20 protein-coding genes are annotated in these 20,777 nt (G+C 63.8%); 11 read left to right on the forward strand and 9 right to left on the reverse strand.

Features of this window, described 5'->3' with window-relative positions:
* The 6 genes from wecC to MNR01_RS01090 are packed head-to-tail and all read left to right on the forward strand — an operon-like array spanning nucleotide 1 to nucleotide 6,848.
* The gene (gene wecC / locus MNR01_RS01065) at nucleotides 1-1,308 is read left to right on the forward strand and encodes a UDP-N-acetyl-D-mannosamine dehydrogenase (protein ID WP_241919152.1); all 1,308 of its coding nucleotides are present in this window, start codon (nucleotides 1-3) and stop codon (nucleotides 1,306-1,308) included.
* A complete protein-coding gene (locus MNR01_RS01070; RefSeq protein ID WP_241919153.1) occupies nucleotides 1,308-2,669 on the forward strand; it encodes a UDP-glucose/GDP-mannose dehydrogenase family protein in 1,362 nt (453 codons plus the stop codon). The genes wecC and MNR01_RS01070 overlap by 1 nt, the downstream gene beginning before the upstream one ends.
* Nucleotides 2,666-3,871, forward strand: a complete 1,206-nt coding sequence (locus MNR01_RS01075) for a hypothetical protein (RefSeq protein WP_241919154.1) — start codon at nucleotides 2,666-2,668, stop codon at nucleotides 3,869-3,871. The genes MNR01_RS01070 and MNR01_RS01075 overlap by 4 nt, the downstream gene beginning before the upstream one ends.
* Complete coding sequence (locus MNR01_RS01080; RefSeq protein WP_241919155.1) at nucleotides 3,861-4,352, forward strand: acyltransferase; 492 nt, start codon at nucleotides 3,861-3,863, stop codon at nucleotides 4,350-4,352. Before MNR01_RS01075 ends, MNR01_RS01080 begins: the two co-directional genes overlap by 11 nt.
* Nucleotides 4,345-5,628 (forward strand): hypothetical protein, encoded by a 1,284-nt coding sequence (locus MNR01_RS01085; protein WP_241919156.1) that lies wholly within the window; start codon nucleotides 4,345-4,347, stop codon nucleotides 5,626-5,628. Before MNR01_RS01080 ends, MNR01_RS01085 begins: the two co-directional genes overlap by 8 nt.
* Nucleotides 5,625-6,848: a glycosyltransferase gene (locus MNR01_RS01090; RefSeq protein WP_241919157.1), complete on the forward strand. Its 1,224-nt coding sequence runs from the start codon at nucleotides 5,625-5,627 to the stop codon at nucleotides 6,846-6,848. The genes MNR01_RS01085 and MNR01_RS01090 overlap by 4 nt, the downstream gene beginning before the upstream one ends.
* Before the next feature lie 972 nt (nucleotides 6,849-7,820).
* On the opposite strand, the gene MNR01_RS01095 is transcribed toward MNR01_RS01090, so the two are convergent.
* The gene (locus MNR01_RS01095) at nucleotides 7,821-9,464 is read right to left on the reverse strand and encodes an MASE1 domain-containing protein (RefSeq protein WP_241919158.1); all 1,644 of its coding nucleotides are present in this window, start codon (nucleotides 9,462-9,464) and stop codon (nucleotides 7,821-7,823) included.
* Between the two features lie 163 nt (nucleotides 9,465-9,627).
* On the opposite strand from MNR01_RS01095, the gene MNR01_RS01100 reads away from it, so the two are divergent.
* On the forward strand, nucleotides 9,628-10,251 hold the full coding sequence (locus MNR01_RS01100) for a response regulator transcription factor (RefSeq protein WP_241919159.1): 624 nt from the start codon (nucleotides 9,628-9,630) through the stop codon (nucleotides 10,249-10,251).
* Between the two features lie 39 nt (nucleotides 10,252-10,290).
* On the opposite strand, the gene MNR01_RS01105 is transcribed toward MNR01_RS01100, so the two are convergent.
* Nucleotides 10,291-11,145 carry a hypothetical protein gene (locus MNR01_RS01105; protein ID WP_241919160.1) on the reverse strand — a complete coding sequence of 285 codons (855 nt, stop codon included), beginning with the start codon at nucleotides 11,143-11,145 and terminating at the stop codon, nucleotides 10,291-10,293.
* 151 nt (nucleotides 11,146-11,296) lie between these two features.
* Between MNR01_RS01105 and MNR01_RS01110 the strand changes: the two genes are divergently transcribed.
* The gene (locus tag MNR01_RS01110; protein WP_241919161.1) at nucleotides 11,297-11,659 is read left to right on the forward strand and encodes a hypothetical protein; all 363 of its coding nucleotides are present in this window, start codon (nucleotides 11,297-11,299) and stop codon (nucleotides 11,657-11,659) included.
* 118 nt (nucleotides 11,660-11,777) lie between these two features.
* Here MNR01_RS01110 and MNR01_RS01115 read toward each other — a convergent pair whose 3' ends face one another.
* Together MNR01_RS01115 and MNR01_RS01120 are read right to left on the reverse strand one after the other, a co-directional pair.
* Nucleotides 11,778-12,404, reverse strand: a complete 627-nt coding sequence (locus MNR01_RS01115) for a TetR/AcrR family transcriptional regulator (protein WP_241919162.1) — start codon at nucleotides 12,402-12,404, stop codon at nucleotides 11,778-11,780.
* Nucleotides 12,405-12,476: 72 nt separating this feature from the next.
* Nucleotides 12,477-12,734, reverse strand: coding sequence for an acyl-CoA-binding protein (locus MNR01_RS01120; protein ID WP_241919163.1), 258 nt, complete (start codon nucleotides 12,732-12,734; stop codon nucleotides 12,477-12,479).
* Nucleotides 12,735-12,888: 154 nt separating this feature from the next.
* Between MNR01_RS01120 and MNR01_RS01125 the strand changes: the two genes are divergently transcribed.
* Nucleotides 12,889-14,880, forward strand: coding sequence for an SDR family oxidoreductase (locus tag MNR01_RS01125; RefSeq protein ID WP_241919164.1), 1,992 nt, complete (start codon nucleotides 12,889-12,891; stop codon nucleotides 14,878-14,880).
* Nucleotides 14,881-14,945: 65 nt separating this feature from the next.
* On the opposite strand, the gene MNR01_RS01130 is transcribed toward MNR01_RS01125, so the two are convergent.
* The 3 genes from MNR01_RS01130 to MNR01_RS01140 all read right to left on the reverse strand — a co-directional run bounded on the left by MNR01_RS01130 (nucleotide 14,946) and on the right by MNR01_RS01140 (nucleotide 18,037).
* Nucleotides 14,946-15,914 carry a restriction endonuclease gene (locus MNR01_RS01130; RefSeq protein WP_241919165.1) on the reverse strand — a complete coding sequence of 323 codons (969 nt, stop codon included), beginning with the start codon at nucleotides 15,912-15,914 and terminating at the stop codon, nucleotides 14,946-14,948.
* A gap of 235 nt (nucleotides 15,915-16,149) precedes the next feature.
* On the reverse strand, nucleotides 16,150-16,689 hold the full coding sequence (locus MNR01_RS01135; RefSeq protein WP_241919166.1) for a phasin family protein: 540 nt from the start codon (nucleotides 16,687-16,689) through the stop codon (nucleotides 16,150-16,152).
* 106 nt (nucleotides 16,690-16,795) lie between these two features.
* A complete protein-coding gene (locus tag MNR01_RS01140; protein WP_241919167.1) occupies nucleotides 16,796-18,037 on the reverse strand; it encodes a patatin-like phospholipase family protein in 1,242 nt (413 codons plus the stop codon).
* Between the two features lie 192 nt (nucleotides 18,038-18,229).
* Here MNR01_RS01140 and MNR01_RS01145 point away from each other — a divergent pair, with 192 nt between their 5' ends.
* On the forward strand, nucleotides 18,230-18,979 hold the full coding sequence (locus MNR01_RS01145; RefSeq protein WP_241919168.1) for a hypothetical protein: 750 nt from the start codon (nucleotides 18,230-18,232) through the stop codon (nucleotides 18,977-18,979).
* Between the two features lie 18 nt (nucleotides 18,980-18,997).
* On the opposite strand, the gene MNR01_RS01150 is transcribed toward MNR01_RS01145, so the two are convergent.
* Nucleotides 18,998-19,273: a polyhydroxyalkanoic acid system family protein gene (locus tag MNR01_RS01150; RefSeq protein ID WP_241919169.1), complete on the reverse strand. Its 276-nt coding sequence runs from the start codon at nucleotides 19,271-19,273 to the stop codon at nucleotides 18,998-19,000.
* Nucleotides 19,274-19,355: 82 nt separating this feature from the next.
* Here MNR01_RS01150 and MNR01_RS01155 point away from each other — a divergent pair, with 82 nt between their 5' ends.
* Nucleotides 19,356-20,153, forward strand: coding sequence for an FHA domain-containing protein (locus tag MNR01_RS01155; protein ID WP_241919170.1), 798 nt, complete (start codon nucleotides 19,356-19,358; stop codon nucleotides 20,151-20,153).
* Here MNR01_RS01155 and msrQ read toward each other — a convergent pair.
* The gene (gene msrQ, locus MNR01_RS01160) at nucleotides 20,122-20,769 is read right to left on the reverse strand and encodes a protein-methionine-sulfoxide reductase heme-binding subunit MsrQ (RefSeq protein ID WP_241920687.1); all 648 of its coding nucleotides are present in this window, start codon (nucleotides 20,767-20,769) and stop codon (nucleotides 20,122-20,124) included. The genes MNR01_RS01155 and msrQ overlap by 32 nt on opposite strands.
* Nucleotides 20,770-20,777 lie beyond the last annotated feature (8 nt).

Genomic DNA, 20,777 nt, shown 5'->3' on the forward strand with positions numbered 1-20,777 from the left:
ATGTCATTTGAATCTGCAATAAGTACCGCCGTACGCAAGACGTCGAAAGTTAGCACGACTGCATTCGAGACCATCTCGGTGATCGGTCTGGGTTACATAGGACTTCCAACCGCGGCCGTGTTCGCCGCGCGAAAGAAGAGAGTGATTGGCGTGGATATCAACCCCGCCGCGGTCGACACGATCAATCGCGGTCAGATTCACATTGTCGAGCCCGACCTCGACATTGTGGTTCATGCCGCGGTCGCTGAGGGCTATCTGCGCGCAACGACCTCCCCGGAGCCTGCAGATGCTTTCCTCATTGCAGTGCCGACGCCTTTCAAGGCGAACTACGAACCAGATCTCTCTTACATCGAAGCTGCGGCGAAGGCGATTGCACCGGTGTTGAAGAGAGGCGACTTGGTCGTGCTGGAGTCGACTTCGCCCGTTGGAGCAACTGAGCAGATGTCGGAGTGGCTGGCGATTGAGCGCCCTGATCTGACCTTTCCGCAAGTGGCTGGTGAGGCCTCTGACATCCGCGTTGCTCATTGTCCGGAGCGCGTGTTGCCTGGCCATGTGCTTCGAGAACTGGTCCAGAATGATCGCGTGATTGGTGGAATGACTGAGAAGTGTTCTGAAGCGGCCGTGGCGCTCTACAGCACATTCGTACAAGGCGAGTGCGTTGTCACAAACGCGCGTACGGCGGAGATGTGCAAACTCACGGAGAACAGCTTCAGGGACGTCAATATTGCATTTGCCAACGAGTTGTCCGTGATCTGCGACTCCCTGAGTATCAATGTTTGGGAGCTCATCCGGTTAGCAAATCGCCATCCCCGAGTAAGCATTCTGCAGCCTGGTCCTGGCGTCGGAGGGCATTGCATAGCTGTCGACCCGTGGTTCATTGTCAGCAAGTCGCCCGACCATGCGCAGCTCATAAGGAGTGCGCGCGAAGTCAATGATCGCAAGCCGGCGTGGGTGATTGGCAAAGTGCGTGAGGCAGTTCAGGCTCACATCTTGGCCAACCCAGGGGCAACCGCCAAGGATGTTCGCATCGCCTGCTATGGTCTCGCGTTCAAAGCCGATATTGATGACCTGCGCGAGAGTCCCGCGGTCCGCATTGTCCGCGCGATAGCCGATGAACACGTTGGTCCTGTACTTGCGGTCGAGCCGAATATTGAGTCACTGCCTTTCAAGCTCGCAAAGATCGATCTCGTCAGTGCAAGTCAGGCGATCGATTCTGCTGACGTGCATGTGCTTCTGGTGAACCACCGAGAGTTCCTGTCGCTGAGTCCCGCCAAGGGTGCCGTGATCGACACGAAGGGTGTTTGGTAGTGCGCGTCACCATCTTCGGCACCGGATACGTCGGCCTCGTCACCGGCACTTGCCTGGCCGACGTCGGCCACGACGTGATCTGCGTCGACATCGACCAGGCCAAGGTCGACGGCCTCAACAACGGCGTGATCCCGATTTACGAGCCGGGGCTGGAGCCGATGGTCAAGGCCAACCACGCCGCCGGACGCCTGCGTTTCACCACCGATGCCGAAGCGGCTGTCGGTCATGGTGACGTGGTGTTCATTGCCGTGGGCACGCCCCCGGACGAGGACGGCAGCGCCGATCTCAAGTACGTGCTGGCGGTGGCGCGCACGGTCGGTCGCCATCTCGAGCGGCAGGTCGTGGTGGTCAACAAATCGACCGTGCCGGTCGGCACCGCCGACAAGGTGCGCGCGACGATCGCGGGTGAATTGGCCACGCGTGGCGCGGAGTTCGGATTCGAAGTCGCGTCCAATCCGGAATTCCTCAAGGAAGGCGATGCAGTCAACGACTGCATGCGCCCGGACCGGATCGTGATCGGCGCCAGCAGCGCGGCGGCGGTGGACAAGCTCAAGCGCCTGTACGCACCGTTCAATCGCAACCACGAGCGCATCGTGGTGATGGACGTGCGTTCGGCGGAGCTGACCAAGTACGCCGCCAATGCGATGCTGGCGACCAAGATCAGCTTCATGAACGAGATCGCCAACATCGCCGAGAAGGTCGGTGCCGACGTGGAGATGGTGCGCCAGGGCATCGGCTCGGATCCGCGCATTGGCTGGCATTTCATCTATCCGGGCGCCGGCTACGGTGGCTCGTGCTTCCCCAAGGACGTGCAGGCGCTGGCGAAGACGGCCCAGCAGCACGGCTATGACGCGCAGTTGCTGGGCGCGGTCGAGTCGGTCAACGACCGCCAGAAGGAGCACCTGTTCGAGCTGATCGGCCGCCATTACGACGGCGCGATCGCCGGCAAGACGTTCGCGGTGTGGGGCCTGGCGTTCAAGCCCAACACCGACGACATGCGCGAGGCCTCGAGCCGGCGCCTGTTGCAGCTGCTCTGGGACGCCGGTGCGAAGGTTCGCGCGTACGATCCGGAGGCCAGTGAAGAAGCGCAGCGGATCTTCGGCGAGCGCGATGACTTGGTGCTGTGCGATTCGGAGTCCCGCGCGCTTGAAGGTGTCGATGCACTCGTGGTGGTGACCGAGTGGAAGCAGTTCCGCAGCCCGGATTTCCAGCGCCTGGGCCAGTCGCTGGCCGACCGCGTGATCTTCGACGGCCGCAATCTCTATCACCCCGACGAAGTCGAAGCGGCGGGGCTGGCGTACTACGGCATCGGGCGTGGTCGCTCAATTGCGGCTCTGACGGGTCTCGAGATCACCAAATGATCAGAATGGCGACCAGATTGATTGCTTCGCACAGTTCCCTGCTACTGATGGCAGCTGGAACAGGTCTGTTCGCCGTGACGAATCTGATCTTGGGTGCATCAATGGACGCCAAGGATTTTGGCGTCTACGGTCTCGTCGCAACCTTGGTCTCCGTTCAGGCCACCTTCGGGTTCATGGGGCTGGATCATGCGGCGATGCGATTGGCGGAGAAGGAGGGCGGATCGCACAGCGTAAACGCCAGGATTGTTCACGCATTGCCGGTGGCCGGGATCGTGTCCGCGGCGGCGCTCGCTGGGTTTGCCTTGTATTCGACTGGTTCTGCCTCCGTGGCAGTCGTAGTCATGATTGCATCACTGGGAATCTCGGGGACCGTAGTGGTCGGGCAGGCGTTTCGACTCAAACGCGAGTACTCAAGCGCACAGTTCAGTCTGAACTTTTGGAGATTCCTGTTCTTCGCCGTTGCAATGCTCAGTGTCCTTCGAAAGGCGGACCTGAACTTCTTGCTCTTCGGGCTTACCGCCAGCATCGCGGTAGCAGGTTCGACTTCGATCTTCGCAGGACTGCGATTGAAGGGCCACCTCCACGTCAGACCTGGGTCTGGAAACGCCCTCGGATACTGCAGTTCGTACTTTGCATCGTTACTCTTGGTCACCGCTCTTTCGACCGCAGATCGATTCATAGTCGCCGATCTCGTTGGGCCAGAAGTGTTTGGTCGATACTTCTTCAACTATAGCTTGGCGGCAGTTCCCTTCAGTCTGCTTGCCTCCTACTCCGGATTCAGAGAGCTCGGAGAGTTCAAGCTTGATCCGAGTAGATCTCGATACGCAAGGGCCCTTCGGCGAAATGCGCTAGGTGCGGTGCTATTTGCGTTCGTATTGCTAGGCGGTATCTGGTCGGCCCTATTGCTGGTTCCGTCCTCGCTGGAAGGCAAGATAGACGCAGGTTTGATTGGTCTTTTCTTGCTGCTGGGCGTATCCAAGGTGATCTATTCCGTTGTTTCTGCTGGGATGGGCGCTGTAGGAAGTAATCGCAGCATCTGGGCGGCAAACGCCTGGAGTGCCGCTATGCTCGTCTTCGCGGTGGCGTTCGTTTACCTCTTCAATGCCGATATGTACGTCATCGTGATGGCGGTCATGGCGCTGTGGTTGGCGCGTATTGTTGTTTGCTCGGCATATATCCGAGGGCAGATTCATGATGTTTAAGGAGGAGCTCCGCCACTGGCTGTTCTGGATACTGAAGCAGCTGCCTGGGTCCGTGGGGATCGTCTTGCGGAATGCCGTCCTTCCGTATCGAAACGGTCGGAATGTTCGGGTGTGGGATGGGGTTCAGATCGATTACCCGTCAAGACTCGTGCTTGGTTCCGATGTTTCGGTGAATCGAGGGTGCATTCTTAACGCAGGAGGCGGGATTGAGATCGGCAGTCGGGTCCTGATTGGGCCAAATGTCACCATCTATAGTCAGAACCATAGGTTTGGCCCGGGTGTCGAAGTGTTCGAGTCGGGTTATGTGTACAAGAAGGTGGTCATCGGTGACGGTGTCTGGATTGCTGCCGGCGCCTTCATCCTTCCCGGCGTAACCGTTGGTAGCAGGGCAATCATTGCAGCGGGTTCTGTCGTGACGAAGAATGTCCCCGCGGATGTCGTTGTCGCCGGCAATCCCGCAAGGATAGTGAAGAATGTTTAGACCCGCGGCGGCCGTGGGGATCTCGTTCGTCATTGGGCTGGCGTCACTGGCAGTTGACCTGTCGTGGGTGCAGTACCTCCTGCTGTTTGTGATTCTCGCGGTACCGCTTCCGTTGCTTGAGCCCAAGGGGCGATTGTTCTTTCTGCTGGTCGGCGTTTACGTGGCTCTTGGCGTGCTTCCCTTCTCGAATTACCGAGGGACCCTTGCTACGGCCACGATCTCTGAGTACGTGTTGATGTCGTGCGCGGTGCTCTGTTCAATCGGAATTGCGGACTTCATGTTTGATCGAGGGGGTCGATCAAACATTGAATACTCCGCACTTTCCTGGGGGACAAAGCACGTTTACGTCTTTGCATTCATATGCACGATCTCTTGGTTGTTTCTGGTAAAGGTTTATGGGCAGCATGGCATCCTGCTGTTCAATCAGTTCGGACGTTTTGACGTTGGCAGCTACGATGCGTACTTGGTTAAAGCTGCCAGTTACCTGCCTCTGTACTTCGTTGCATCGCGGCGCTTCCGCTACAAGCTCCGAGACTTTCTTCTATACATTCTGATGCCGCTCCTGCCAACGTTGCTGATAGGTAGTCGAGGCGGCGTGTTGATGGTCCTGCTGGGCGTGTGTTGCGTCGTCTATGTCAGGATCTCTGTGCATGGTCGGCCCGGCGATGCGAGCCGCTTGAGGCGCGTGCTCGTTGGCTTGATTCCGTTGGGTTATGCGGTGGTTGCCTTGGGGTTCTTTCTAAGGCGCGGGTCCGATGGTGTCTACATGACCCCAAGCGAACTGCACGCAGCATACTTCAACACGCCGATACTCGTTTCCTACCTTGTGATGCCGATCCACTTGGGTTTGCGCGAAACCGTTGGATTGACCAACTTCATTCTTGAGCGCGGTGTCGTGAATGATGTGGTCACCTATCCACTCTTTGTTGCTGACTTCTACACGCTCCAGGCAGGCGAGCAAATATCTGCTGGTCGTGCATTGGCTTCAGTTGTTGGGTCGGTCGCGGACGGTGGGCTCACGCCAGGACTTCTCGGCGCGCTGAGACTCGACTTTGGCTTATCACTTTCGTTGATTGTGGTGATGCTGCTCTCCTTCTCCGTGGCAGCGACTGCCCGTTTGGCTGAGTCTCGAGGTCTCTGGACGATGCTTTGGGCGCTCACGCTTATACAGTTCGTCCAGCTATTTCATCGGGGCTTCGCGAAGCCCGAGTACTTGATGGCCTACATGGTTGTCTTGATTGCATGGTTAGTCCCCAGATTGGTGCTGAAAGTATGAGAGTTCTTCACGTTTTCTATCAGTCGCTGCCGGATGCAAAGGGCGCGAGCATAAGAGGGCGCGATATCGTCGAGTCACAACTTGGGGCCGGCCTCAGTCCCAAGGTTGTGACTTGCCCGTTTCAGGCGCCTTCTGTCGCGGGGAGTGCCGTAGATACCATCGGTGGCGTCGAGTACGTTCGAACCTACAATCAAGACGCGAGAGCGAAGGTCGGCGAAGAGTCGCGATCGCTGTTCACGCGGGTTCGCAAGTTGATGAGTGTGATCCCGTTCGCCCGGTCCGTGATGCGCGTCGCGCGGGCGCACCAAGCTGACGTGGTTCACGCCCACTCGATGTTCTACTGCGGGCTGGCGGGTTGGTACGCTGCGCGGCGATCTGGAGTCCCATTTGTTTATGAGGTTCGTTCGCTCTGGGAGCAGCGCAGTCATATCCGCAACAGTTTTGTGGGCAGGGTTCAGTCCGACGTGGCTCGCTTTGCTGAGACTCTGGTGGCGAGGCTAAGTGACTCCGTGGTGACAATTAGCGAGGGGCTGGAGGACGACCTCGTGTCCCGTGGGATACCGCGAGACAAGATTGTCGTCGTGCCGAATGCGGTCAACTTTGGACGCGTTCCCCTTTTGGATCCGTCCAGATACGCACGAACTAGCGATGTGGTTACGTTTGGCTATATCGGAAACTTGAGCGAGATCGAGGGACTGAATCTCCTTCTGAATGCTGCTAGCCTGTTGCACGATGAGGGGATGTCGCTTCGGGTCGTGGTTGTTGGAGATGGCCCAGCGAGGAATGACCTAGTTTCTCAGGCGTCGCGTATGCCGACCGGACTAGTAGAGATCCGCGCGCCAATCTTGCCTGATGAAGTTGGCGCCGCTTACACCGCGCTCGATGTGGTAGTGATTCCGCGCCTCAGCACCTATCTGACAAACCGCGTAACCCCGCTGAAGCCCCTTGAGGCTGCCGCGTATGGGCGGGCATTGATCTTGAGCAAGCTGGACCCAATGGTGGAACTGATGGGGGAAGCAGGCGGCTGCTGTCTCTACTTTGAGCCTGGAAATGTAGACGCCCTTGCACAGCAGATGCGGATGGTGATTGCTGGATCACGGGACCTTGATGAGTTGTCCAGGCGCGCCCATAGTCATGTTCTTAAGTGGAGATCTTGGGAGGCGAATTCCAAGACGTACCGGCAATTGTATGAGTCTCTGCTTCGGAGGCAGCCGCAATGAGTTGTGATGTGCTCGCCGTCGCCTCGGGTGGTGGACACTGGGTGCAGTTAATAAGATGTATGGAGGCAGTTCGTAGCGAGGACGCAAAGGTCGTCTATGCGACTACCGATCCCGGCGTGGACGTTCCGATCCAGGGTGTGCGCCTGCTTCAGCTCCCGGATGCGAACAAGCAGACGCCATTCAGAATGATTGCGCTGGTCATTCGTGTCGCCTGGACATTGGTGAGACTGAGACCAAAGGCAATCGTCTCGACTGGGGCTGCACCTGGTGCCGTAGCCATTGTGATAGGTAGGGTGTTTGGCGTAAAAACTCTCTGGATTGATAGCGTGGCAAATACCGAGCAATTGTCACTCTCTGGGCGAATTGTTCGCCGGTGGGCCCACGTCTGCTTAAGTCAGTGGCCGGATGTTGCCGAGCGATTCGGTTGTCAGTACCGGGGTTGCGTTCTGTGATCTTCACTACGGTTGGGACACAGGGTGGGTTCGATCGATTAGTCCGTGCAGTCGATCGCGCTGTCGCCGATCTTGGCCTCGACGGTTTCTACCAGATTGGGCCTGGCGACTATGCTCCAGATTCCGGACTATCAGTAAGAAAGATGGACATGCAAGCGTTTAACGACAAGGTGCGGAGCGCAGACCTCGTAGTTGCGCATGCCGGCATGGGTTCTATCCTGACAGCATTAGAGTTTGCAAAGCCGATTATCGTTTTTCCTCGTCTCGCTAGCCTTGGTGAGCATCGAAATGAGCACCAGACGGATACTGCGAGGAAGCTTGAGGGCTTAGGGATGGTCAGCGTCTGTTGGGACGAACGTGACTTGAAGGGGAAGATCCAAGAGGCGTTGGCGATCAGCATCCCGAGTGCCCCGTACTCCACTCGAAAGGTTGGTGGCCTGTCGGAGTTTGTGAGGGGTTTTGTTATCGGCGGTCTATGATTTATGGAGCGCGTTTTGGCATCCGAAACTAAGGAGCGCGCTCACTCAAACTCCGCAAACGGCTGTCGGATCAACGCATGCACGCGCAAGCCCGGATGCATATCCGCCAACTTCAACGATCCGCTCAACGCCACCACGCGGTCAAAGATATTGGTCAGGCCATTATTGGCCCGCATGCCGTCAACACCGCCGATGCCGTCATCACTGACATGGATGAACAACCAGATCGCGTCATTGCGCAGGTTGATGCGCAGGCGCACTTCGCAGCGGCTGGCGCGGGCGTGGCGGACGACGTTGGTCACGGCTTCCTGCACCACGCGGTAGGCGGCATGGCGGTGCACCGGGGCCAGCATCGACAGCAGGCGTGCGTCGCCTTCCAGGTGGGCGTCGAACTCGAGGCCGGCTTCCTCGACCAGTCGCCGGATCTGGCCGCGCTCGATCGATGCGTACAGGCCCAGCTCGTCCAGCGCCGCAGGACGCAGTGATTCCAGTACCGCGCCGATGTTGCGGCGCATGTTGCGGGTCAGTTCGAGCAGGTTGTCGACCACCGCGGTCCGGCCACTGGCGACGAAGTCACGCTGGGCCAGCTTGAGGTGCGTCTGCAGTGCGGTGAGGTTCTGTCCGAACTCGTCGTGCAGGTCGGCGGCCAACCGCCTGCGCTCACGTTCCTCTGCCTGCAGGTTGCGCAGTGCGGATGCGTGCAGTTTTGCCGTCAGCGCCGCGGCTTCCGCATTGGCCTGACGGAGCAGGGCGCTGCTCCGGCGCATGTCGTCGACAGTGACGCCGAACAGCAGCGCCATCGCACCGGTGATGGCGATGAACATCTGCAAGCGCATCGGTGTGTAGACGGGCAGGCCGACATGCTCCTCCACCGCGATCGCGATGCTGGCCACCAGCACCGAGACCGCCGCGCCACGCCAGCCGTGGCGCATGGCGAACACGACCACCGCGACCATCAGCAGCAGTCGCAACAGTTCGCCCAGGTTGCTGCCGGGCCGGCTGAGGCTCAGCACCAGGTACAGCGCCATGGTTGGCAGCAGGTAGCGGATGGCGCTGGTGATGATCGGCTTGGACGGCGAATAGTGCGCGGGCTCGGAGATCCATGCGCCCAGCGGCACGATCAGGATGCAGCCGATGAAGTTGCCGAGGAAGTTCTTCAGCATGAACGCCGCGAGCATCGCTCCCAGGCTCGGCCCGACCAGGGGCTCCATGTCGACGATGCGGTCCAGTCGCATGTCGCCGATGCGGCCATCCACCAGCACGTAAGCCAGGTCCTTGCTGACCACCGCCATCGCGGACAGGGCGGTTGCGATATGGATCCGGGCCATGGAATCCAGGCTCATCGGGTCCTTGGGGGAAACCCGCCATTGCTGCAGCAGGAGCACGCCGGTTGCGAGCAGGAACGGTTCCAGGATATTGCCGAGAACGAACTGCATCGGCCCGGACCAGTAGTACAGGAAGGTGCCGGGGTCCCCGGACGTGGTGCTGATGAATGCGGAGTTGATCGTGCGCGCGAGGATCGCGCCCGCGAACAGCCAGGGCCACATGCGCCGTGGCATGCACCACAGGGCCGTGAACAGGACGCCGTTGGTGACCGTCCAGTGGAAGAATCCGCCCAGGCCCAGGGGCACGTACACCGCCACCACCGCGGCCATTACCAGCACGCCGAGACCGAACTCGCGCATTGCGCTGTTCAAACGGGCCGGAGCGGGTGGCGACGCGGGCAGGCGTGGCAGTTCGGACGGGCGCAATTTCTGATCCATCGGCAGGCAGGGTACCCGGGTCCCCATACGCCAGGACGGAGACTTTTTCTAACCCGCGGGGCGCGAGGACTGTCAGACTAGTGGCATGGTCAGGGTATTGCTAGTCGACGATCACGCGATCGTCCGAGAGGGCTTCAAGCGCCTCTTCGAAAACACCGAAGGTTACGAGGTCCTCGCGGAGGCTTCGACCGTGGCCGATGCGGTTGCGGCCGCGCGGGCCCATTCTCCCGACATCGCCGTCCTGGATCTGAGCCTGAGCGCCGGCAACAGTGGCCTGACCCTGCTCGGGCAGCTGGCCGCGGTGGTGCCGGACGTGCGGCGGGTCGTGCTGAGCATGCATGACGACCCCGGCCTGGTGCTGCGGGCACTGGACCTGGGCGCCCACGGTTACGTGACCAAGGCCGCCGCCGTCGATGAGCTGGTCGGCGTGCTCGACCGGGTCATGCAGGGTGAAGTCGTGCTCAGCAGTGACCTTAGCGCGACCGTCCATCGCCCGGTCGCCTCGCGGCTGACGCCGCGCGAGGCAGAAACGCTTCGCGGGCTGCTGTCGGACCTGCCGCCCAAGGCAATTGCCAGTGAGCTGGGCATCAGCGTGAAGACGCTCTACCGGCACCGCGCCAACCTGATGGAGAAGCTCGGCGCGCGCACCGTCGGCGAGCTGGCGCGGATCGCGCGCGAGCGCGGGTTGCTGGCGATGTGGGGTCACTGAAATTGCTCCCTCTCCCGCGAGCGGGAGAGGGGGGCATGACTACTCCAGCTCCGACGCGGCGTACGCCGCATCCAGTGCTTCCATCGCATCGACCGGTTTGAGCTTGGCGGCTTTCTCGTAAGCCGCGGCTGCCGCGTCTTCCTGCTTGTCGCCGTGCAGCAGCATCAGCACGTTGCCGTGCTCGATATGGGCGATGGGCGAGTCGGGCGTGAGCTTGAGCGCGGTCTTGATGTGCTTGTCGGCCTCGGCAGACTTGGCACCGTAAGTCAGGCCACCAATCATGCTGCCGACCTTGCCGATGATCTCGGCGTGGTACAGCGCCATCGCCGTGTGCGCCTCTGCGTGCTTGGGCGACAACTCCAGCGTCTTGTCGAGCGCGCCGCGAACCTTGCCGGCGATGCCGGCCTTGAGTGCCTTGGCAATGCTCAACCCCTGGCTGTAGCGACCCAGCGCGAAGGCGTGGCGATAGTGGCTGTTGGCTTCATCAGGCAGCGCCTTTACCGCGCTCTCCGCTATCTTCGCCGCCTGCTCGAAACGCTTGAGCTTTTCCGCGTCGTCATCTACCAGGTAGGTCGCATGGATGCCGATCGCTTTCACCGCGACCGATGCGCCTACCGCGCCAAGTGCTTGACCCGCATCGAAGGCCGCCTTGAAGTCGCCGTGGTGGAATTTGCGCCAGGCGTCCTGCAGGGCGTCGGCGAGCGCATCGGCGTCGAGTCCCTTGGGCGCGGCCTTGCCGGCGGCGGCGATCAGGGCCGCGGCACGCTTGTTGTCCGGGTAGGGCTCGGTGTCGCCGGCATGCAGCTTCGGCCAGGCCTTCTTGAGCGCATCGCCGGCATAGGCGAAGCCCTTGGCATCATGCGGAAACGCTGCCCAGCTGGATTTGGCGGCCATCTGCGGTCCTTGTCGGCGGGTCGGGACGGGCAGCATCTCGCCTGGGGCGGGAGCATGGCAAGTGGGGCAGAGGCTTAGTGTGTTTGCTCGATCGCTGGCCACGACAGTGGGCGCGTAAGCCGGACCTCCGTCCGGATGTGGAGTCCCCCTGATGGCAGCTGTGAAGCGCAAATCCGGCGCAGCGAGCAAGACCACGCTGCGCCACGTCTGGCTGGCCGGCCTCGGCCTGGTTGCAGTCTCCCGGCGCGAGGCGCTGGCGGCACCGGCGCGCATCGATGCCTTGCAGCGTCGCGTGCAGGCGTTGGCCGGTAGTGCCGGGGCGCGCGTGCGTCAGGTCGAGCCGTGCATGGTGCAGTTCAGCAGCGACGTCGAGGCACGACTGGCGCCGGTGCTCGACAAGCTGGGTCTCAAGCAGAAGGCCAAGCGCCCGGCCCGGAAGGCGCGCAAGGTTGCCGGGCAGGCGCAGACCCGTCGCGGCGCGCGCAAGCCGGCGAAGCGGGCGGCGCGCGCGTAACGGGCGTTGTCGGCGGATTTGTTGCAAGTCCCGGGTGCGCTGCGCTTACCCGGGCTACGCAGACGGGTGTGGGTCGTAGCCCGGGTAAGCGCAGCGCACCCGGGACACACGCACCCAATCAGTCCAGATACGCCCGCGTCAACGTATTGAGATGCACCCGCTCCGCGTCGCGCAGGAATGGCGCCAGCAGCATCATCACCTGGACGATGCCGTCGCGGATCGCCGCGTGTTCGTCCTTGTCGCCGCGCGCAGCGGCGTAGTTCAGCCAGAACGTGGCGATCACCAGCACATTGGTTGCGGTGGCCGCCACTTCGTCTTTCGAAGCACGCATGATGCCGGCCTGCACCAGGCCGCGCATCACCGTGTGCGCCTGTTCGTCGGCACGCCGCAGGATGCGGGCGAAGCGCAGGCGCAGGCGACGGTTGCGGCTGAGGATCTCGACCAGGTCGCGATGCAGGAAGCGGTAATCCCAGATGCACTCGAACACCAGGTGCAGCTGTAACCAGATGTCCTCCAGGCCCGGCAGTCGTCCCTGCGGCGCGGCGAGCGCGCCGTCCATGCGCTCCTCGAAGCGCGCGAACAACTGCTCGATGATGTCGTCCTTGTTGCGGAAGTGGTAGTACAGATTGCCCGGGCTGATCTCGAGCTCGTCGGCGATATGGTTGGTGGTAACATTGGGCTCGCCCAGCGCGTTGAACATGGTCAACGCGCTCTCGAGGATGCGCTGGCGGGTCTGCTTCGCCATCAACTGGTCGCCATCAGTTCGCTCGTGGGGCGGAGGGGACGCGGCAGGCCGCGTGTGAGTGCCGGGTGAAAATCAGGCGCGCAGCCTTTTCACCAGGTCGACGTACTTCTTCCTGGCGTCGTCGCTGGACGTGCCCTTGAGCTTGGCCCAGGCCTCGTACTTGGCCGTGCCGACGAAGTCGAAGAAGCCCGGCTTGGGGCCGCTGACGTCCCCCTCCGAGCCCTGCTTGTAAAGCGCGTACAGGCGCAGCAGCGTCTCGTTGTCGGGGCGTTCGGACAGCGTCTTCACATCCTTGGCGGCTTGCTCGAAATCAGTCTGAAGATCGGACATGGGTCGCCCCTCCTGGCGGCCAAGGTGGTGGCGGCATTACCGCATGCACCGCAGGGGTGGTCAATACGCCCGGGAATTGTCGCGCGCCACCGGCTCTGGCAACGTAGGCCCATTACGCCGCCGCAGCGGCATGCTCAAGGTCAGGGAGAGGGACATGAGTTATTTCGTCACGGGCGCGACGGGCTTCATCGGACGCTTCCTCGTCAGCAAGCTGCTCAAGCGCAAGGGCACGGTGTACGTGCTGGTGCGCAAGGACTCGCACAAGAAGCTCGAGGCCATCGCCAAGAAGATGGGTTGGGACAGCAAGCGGGTCGTCCTCGTCGATGGCGACATGACGCAGCCCAAGTGCGGTGTCAGCGCCGCGCAGATCCGGGCGCTCAGTGGCAAGGTCAAGCACTTCTTCCATCTGGCGGCGATCTACGACCTCACTGCCAATGCAGAGTCGCAGCGCGCGGCCAACATCGACGGCACCCAGAACGCGCTCGACCTGTCGGTGGCGATCAAGGCCGAAGTGTTCCACCACACCAGTTCAATAGCGGCTGCCGGCCTGTACCAGGGCGTGTTCCGCGAGGACATGTTCGACGAGGCCGAGGGCCTGGACGATCCCTACCTTCGCACCAAGCACGATTCGGAAGGGCTGGTGCGCCGGGAGACCCGGATCAAGTGGCGCATCTACCGCCCGGGCATGGTCGTGGGCCACTCGCAGACCGGCGAGATGGACAAGATCGACGGGCCTTACTACTTCTTCACCTTCCTCAAGAAGCTGCGCGAGTTGCTGCCGCCGTGGATGCCGATGCTCGGCCTGGAAGGCGGGCGCATCAACGTGGTGCCGGTGGACTTCGTCGTCGATGCGATGGACCACATCGCCCACAAGCCGCGCCTGGACGGCCACTGCTTCCACCTGACCGACCCTGAGCCGATGCGCGTGGGCGAGGTGCTCAACACCTTCGCCCGCGCCGGCCATTCGCCGGAGATGACGATGCGCATCGACGCGCGCATGTTCGCCTTCATCCCCGGCAGCGTGCGCGGGATGGTCGGCAACCTGCCGCCGGTGCGGCGCTTCGTCGGCATGCTGCTGCGCGACTTCAAGATCCCCAAGGCGACGCTGAAGTTCCTGACCTATCCGACCCGCTTCGACAACCGCGAGGCCGAGCGTGCGCTCAAGGGCAGTGGCATCCACGTGCCGCCGCTGGAAGGCTACGCCTGGCGCCTGTGGGATTACTGGGAGCGCCACCTCGATCCGGACCTGTTCGTGGACCGTTCGCTCAAGGGCAAGGTGCGCAACAAGGTCGTCGTCATTACCGGTGGCTCGTCGGGCATTGGCCTGGCGACGGCGCAGCGCGTGGCCGAGGCCGGCGCGATCACGGTGATCGTGGCGCGCGGCGAGGACGAGTTGTTCAAGGCACGCGACGAGATGAAGGCCAACGGCGGCAAGGTCTTCGCCTACAAGGCGGACCTGGCCGACATGGACGACTGCGACCGGCTGGTGAAGACCGTGCTCGAGGAGCACGGCCGCGTCGATGTGCTGATCAACAATGCCGGCCGTTCGATCCGCCGCTCGATCGAGCTCAGTTACGACCGTTTCCATGACTTCGAACGGACCATGCAGCTGAACTACTTCGGCAGCCTGCGCCTGATCATGGGTGTCATGCCGGGCATGGTCCAGCGGCGCAAGGGCCACATCATCAACATCAGTTCGATCGGCGTGCTGGCCAATTCGCCGAGGTTCTCGGCCTACGTCGCCTCGAAGGCGGCGCTGGATGCGTGGAGCCGTTGTGCCCAGGGCGAGCTGTCGGGCAAGGGCATCAGCTTCACCACCATCAACATGCCGCTGGTGAAGACGCCGATGATCGCGCCGACCAAGATGTACGACTCGGTGCCGACGCTGACCCCGGACGAGGCCGCCGACCTGGTGGTGAAGGGAATTATCGAACGCCCCAGCCGGATCGCCACGCGCCTGGGCATCACGGCGTCCGTGCTCAATGCGCTGGCGCCGAAGGCTTACGAGGTGATCATGAGCACCGCGTTCGAGCTGTTCCCGGATTCGGCAGCGGCGCGCGGCGACAAGCAGGCGCTGAGGGGCGAGGTGAAGCCGAGCAACGAGCAGATCGCGTTTGCTTCGTTGATGCGCGGGGTGCACTGGTAGCGGCTGCGCCCAACCCTTCTCCCGCTAGCGGGAGAAGGTGCCCGCAAGGGGGATGAGGGCAGCCCTCAATAGCTCCGGCACTGCAGGAACCGCACCGTCCGCTCGCTTCCGGCCGGCGGTTGCAGCTGCAGCCGCGAGGCACGCAGGAAATCGTAGCGGTTGAGCACGGCGCAGACTTCCTGCACGTGCATCTGGCTGACGTCTTCGCGTTGCTGGATGACCAGCGTCGATGCGGTCGACCACATCACCCGCTCGACCCACGGCAGGGCGGAGACGGCCCGGATGACTTCACCGCGTTCGAACTGCTCGCGGTTGGGATCGGCCGGCGCTGCCGAGGTCAGGGCCGGGTCGGCCACCGGGGCCGCCGGGGAGGACGCGGGAGCGGCGGGTGCCGAAGCGGGCGCGGAGTCGACGGCGGCTTCGGTGCCGGGCTCGCGCTGCATCAAGCCGGGGACGAACCCGGCGATCAGGCCAAGCAGCAGGGCGCCGCCCCAGGCAATGGCGATCTCGCGGACGCTGCGCTTGCGGGCGTTCGCGGTCAGGTCCTCGCGCAGGGAGGAAGGCAGCATCTGGCTGACCAGCGCCCATAGCGCGGTGCCGTCGTACAGGTCCAGCTCGCCGGCCAGCTTGCGTGCGTCGGCTTCGATCCGGGCCGGTGTGGCGAGGATGCCGCCAGCGGCGCCGTTGAAGCGCACCGCTTCAATCAGCTCGCGCACGCTTGCCGCGCCCAGGCGCGAGCGCGCCCCGGCCTGCTTGCAGGCGAGCAGCCAGGTACGCCCTTCGCGCACGAGGCGGATCTCGGCTTGCGGCCCGTGTTCCAGGGTCTGCTCGACCGATTCGGCGACGAAACCGCGGGCGTGCAGGGCTTCGATCACCAGTCGAGAGAACTCGCGCCAGCGCATGGCGGCCAGCGCCTCGATGCCGGCTGTCGTTTCTGCCTGGCGCTGACGTACCAGCCACAGGTATGCCGTCGCCAGGGCGCCGGAGAGGACAACGACGACGGTCGCAATCAACGGTGAAAAGCCGGCCAGCATGCGCAACTCTGTTGGGTCAGGGCCCGCGAATATACGCCAGCTTCACGCCAACTCGTGTGGCGACGATCACGCGGCCTGGGTCGCCGGCCTGGCCCAGGTGCCTGCCAAGAGAAAGCCCGCCAGTCCGAAACCGTAAGGGGAGGGGAGCATACGGAAGCGCGGACTGGCGGGCTTAGGTTGTCCGCACGGCGGTCGGCCGCGCGGTAAAGCTATGAGGCTTGGATAGCGTGCAGGATCAGGTCGCGGCGGACTTGCGCGGCTTGCGCGCGGCCGGCGCCTTCTTCGCGGCTTTTTTCGCTGCCGGTGCCTTGCGCGCGGCGGCCGGCTTGCCGCCCTGGCGGCGCAGCTCGGCGGTGAGCGCATCGACCTTGCGACTGAGTTCGGTCAGGTCGTCACGGCCCGGGACGCCGAGCTTGATCAGGGCGCGGTTGACGCGCTCCTCGAAGACCTTTTCCAGCCGGTCCCAGGTGTCGGCGGCGCGATCGCGGGCCTGGCCAACCTTGGACTCGACGGCGTCGCGGACGACATCGGCCTGGCCGCCGGCGAACTTGCGCGCGGTCTGCTCCAGGGTCATGCCTTCCTTGATCAGCGCATCGAACAGCTTGGTGCCTTCTGCCTGTGCGCGCGAGAAAGCGCCGACACCGGCCAGCCAGATCTGTTGCGCCGATTCGCTGAGGCTGCGCGACAGCTGCTCGGCCTGCTTCTGTGCGTCGGCCTTGCTGGCCTTGCTGCGACCGGTGCTGGCCTTCTTGGCCGCCTTCTTGAACTTCGCCATGCGGGTTCCCTCGGTGGGAGTGGCTGATGTACCGCCACCTTCACCCCGCGCTCTAGAGCTTTCACACCAGCCCGGGCTTCACGACAGCCGGCGCTGCGCGGCCGGCTCAGCGCCGACGGCGCGTCGCGACCAGGCGGCCGACGTCGTCCAGGGCGCGCTCCAGCCTGGCGGTGGTTTCGGTATGCCGGGTCGCTGTATCCAGGCCGTCGAGGATCGAGCGCCCGCTGTCGGCAACCAGCTCGGTGCGCAGGCGGATGCCGTGTGCGGCCAGCTGCGGGCCGAGGGTGTCGGCGCGGCGGTGCAGGTCGGCCATGGTGTTGCGGTAGGCGATCTCGCAGATGCGCCGGCGCGCCGAGAAACTGAAGGCATTGGTGAAGAACAGCTCGCCGTCTTCGGCGTTGGGCTCGAAGATCAGCTGGTCGATGTCCGGATACTGCTGGGCATAGCGCGCCAGGCCGACCTGCATGCGCGACTGCAGCAACGTGCGGAAGGTCTGCGACAGGACCGCCGGCAAGCCGCCAGCGGCGAGGCTGCGTTCACGGCTGACGGCAACACCGGCATCGCCCTGGTTGAACGGCACGAGCGGGTTGATGCCGATGAGCAGGTCGATGCCGCGCTCGAGCAGCACCGAGGCGTTCATGGTCCGGCGCAGGGCACCATCGACGAAGTGGCGGCCGCGAAGCTCGACCGGCGGGTACAGGCCGGGCAGGGCGGCGCTGGCCTGGACCGCGGTGGAAATCGGCACGTCCTTCCAGCCGTCGCCGCCGAAGCGCACGACTTCGCCGCTGTCGAGGTCGACCGAGATCACGTAGAGGGCGGCGTCGAGGTCGCGGAAGTCGTTGCTGCGCCCGCGCCGGGTGAAGACATCGCGCAGGAATTCCTCGACGCGGGCATTGTCGAACAAGCCGGTAGGCACCAGGCCGCCGAAGCGCATCAGCAGGTCGGACCAGCGCGCCTCCTTGCGCGAGAAGAGCAAGTCCTGGCTCCACTGCGCGGCCAGGCGCGGCAGGCCGGCGGCGCGGCGCAGGTATTCGAAGATTGCCGGGCGCAGGAAGGTCTCGGGGCGGAACTGGACGTCGTCGCTGTCGCCGGTGATGAAGATCCGGCACATCTGCGCCGTATCCATGCGGTTGGCCAGGCCGGCCGCGAGGAACGCGCCGCTGCTGACCCCGACATAGCTGTCGAGGCGGGTCAGGTCGAGGCCTTCGAGCGCTTCGTCGAGCGCACGTAACGCGCCCAGCTCGTACATGCCGCCGATCGGGCCGCCGCCGGCGACCGCCAGGCCTATGCGGCTCGGGCGGTCGGAGTGGTTGCGCGGCCGGTGCCGGGCGGAATGGACTGACAGCATGGAGGCACGCGTCGCGGGAGTGACCCGAGTGTAGCCTCACCGCGCCCCGGGTGCGCTTCGCTTGCCCGGGCTACCGCCTCACCGTAGCCCGGGTAAGGCCAAAGGCCGCACCCGGGAACCCGGCCACGTCCATTTCGCGGACCGCCGCCACATCGCCCGCGAACGGTCGGGGCCGCGGGTATCATCGCCCCGATGTCCCTGCACACGCCCCGAGGCAGCCACCGTCGCCGTCCACTGGCGCAACGGCTGCAATGGCTGCTGCACGAGCACCATGCGCTGCACGACCCGGCGCAGGAGCCACGCAACAAGCTGCGCTGGCTGCCGGAAGTGCGGCGTTGGCAGGCGCTACGGCTGGAGGCAAGTTTCGACCGCTTCCTCAGCGATCCCAGGCGCCGTCCTGCAGCGCAGTTCTTCCTCAGCGACGTCTACAACGACCACGACTTCAGCCGCCGCGATGCCGACATCGCCAAGGTGTTGCCGATGATGCAGCGGCTGCTGCCGACCAGCCTGCTGGAGACCGTGGCCGATGCGATCGAACTGGGCTTGCTGACCCATGCCTTCGACCTGCGCATGGCCCAGGCCTTGCAGGAGATCGGCGGGCAGCGACGCAAGCTCAATGCCGAGCTTTATGCGCGGGCCTACCGCGAGGCGGGACTGCCGCGGCTGCGCTCCCACCAGATCGACCTGATCGCCCGCGTCGGCCTGGGCCTGGGCAATGCGCTGCGCCTGCCGGGTGTTTCGATGCTGCTCAAGCTCTCCCACGGGCCGGCCAGGGCGGCCGGCGTGTCCGAGCTGCAGGGCTTCCTGGAACGGGGTTTCGAAGCTTTCTCCAAGCTGGGCGACGTGCGCAGCTTCATTGCCGAGATCGAGGCCGATGAGCGCGATGTCTCGCGGCGGCTATTTGCCGGCGATCCGGATCCGTTCCGCGGCCAGATCGAGTAGTCCCCTCAGGTAGTCCCCTCAGGCGAAGCGCTCGTCGAGCACGCGCTTGATCTCGGCCTCGATCGGGCCCTTCATCGTGCTCAGCAGGAAGCCCAGCTTCGCCGTCACGTGCAGCTGCTCCGGTTCCAGTTCGATATGGCCGTCGACGCCGCTGCGGTTGAACTTGAGGACGTCGCCGTCCCAGGCGTAATCCATGCCGAAGCGCTCGGACAGTTTCTCGGCCACTTCCTGCACGGCCTGGCGGGCCTGGTCGGGCGAGAGCGAATGGGCGTGGTGGATATCGATGTTCGACATGTATGGGTCCTCCGGAGTGCCGGTATTGTGCGGGCACCACCCCCTGCATCCAAGTGTGTGACGCATGCTAGATTGCGCGGGCGTGAATTCCCTAAGACTGCGATTCCAGAACCGAGAACATGCCGACCTGGCGCTGAGCCCGGGCGTGCATGCCATTGGCTACGACAGCCAGGGCGCGCTGCGTCCGGGTTCGATCGATGCTGCCCTGGTGCAGTTCTGCGTGGACCGCCGCGGCGTCTGGCTGCAGGTGCGCGAAGGCGCCCGCGGGCTCCACGTCAACGGGCGTCCGGTGCGGCGGATGGCGATGCTGCGGGTTGGCGACGCCATCTTCGTCGACGGCATCGAGCTGCTGCTGCTGGCCGCCGATCCGCTGCCGGCACCGGTCGACTACGGATTCTCCGGCGGCGCCGACACGCGCATGCTGCTGCGCGGTGTCGGCGGCCCGCATCATGGCCGCAGCTTCACCCTCGATCGGCCGCGCACGGTAGGCCGCGCCGGCGAGTGCGACATCCGCATCAACGAGGCCTCGTTCGCCGATCGCCACGCCCGGCTGGAGGCCCACGCCGACGGCGTCGTGCTGCGCGACCTGGGCTCGGTCGAGGGCAGCATCGTCAACGGACGGCCAGTGCGCCATGCGCTGCTGCAGCCCGGTGACCAGGTCGTGTTTGGCAACCAGCACCGCTTTGTCGTCGAGGCCCCGGTGCAACGCATCGCCGGTGTCGAGGCCAGCGCGCCGGCGCCGATGCGGGCGCTGCCCGTGGAAGAACCGCGCGCGCCCTCGACCTTGCCACGGTCGGTCCGGCGCATGCCGTGGCTGCTGTTGGCGGCGCTGCTGATCGCCGCCGCGCTCAGCCTGCTGTTGCTGTACGGCGCGCGTTGATCGCCCGCAGCTTCTTCCACGCACGCCAGCCCAGCAGCACCGCCAGGATGCCGGCGTACAGCGCCGGTTCGCGGATGTCGGACTTCACCAGCCACCAGAAGTGCAGCACCGCCAGCACGGCGATGACATAGACCAGCTGGTGCAGGCGGGCCCAGTTGCGGCCGAGCCGGCGGATCGCGGCCTGGGTCGAGGTGACGGCCAGAGGCAACAACAACAGCCAAGCGACGAAGCCGACCGTGATGTAGGGGCGTTTGACGATTTCCTCGAAGATCTGCGTCCAGTAACCGCGCAGGTCGAGCACCAGGTAGGCGCTCAGGTGCAGCGTCGCGTAGGCGAAGGCGTACAGACCCAGCATGCGGCGGAAGCGCAGCAGCGCTGGCTGGTTGGTGAGTTGCCGCAGCGGCGTGATCGCCAGCGTGATCATCAAAAATCGCAATGCCCACAGGCCGAGCCGATGCTCGATCGCCGCCACCGGGTCGGCGCCGAGTCCGCCGCTGCCGGTCAGGAACTCCGCGCGGATCTGCCACGCCAGGATCGCCGCGGGCGTCAGCGCGAGCAGGTGCACCAGTGCCTTGCTGGCGAACAGGGCACGCGGGCCGGGTCGCCACACTTTCAGGCCGGCCA

The organism is Lysobacter sp. S4-A87, from assembly GCF_022637455.1.
In the GTDB taxonomy this organism is placed as follows: Bacteria; Pseudomonadota; Gammaproteobacteria; order Xanthomonadales; family Xanthomonadaceae; genus Lysobacter_J.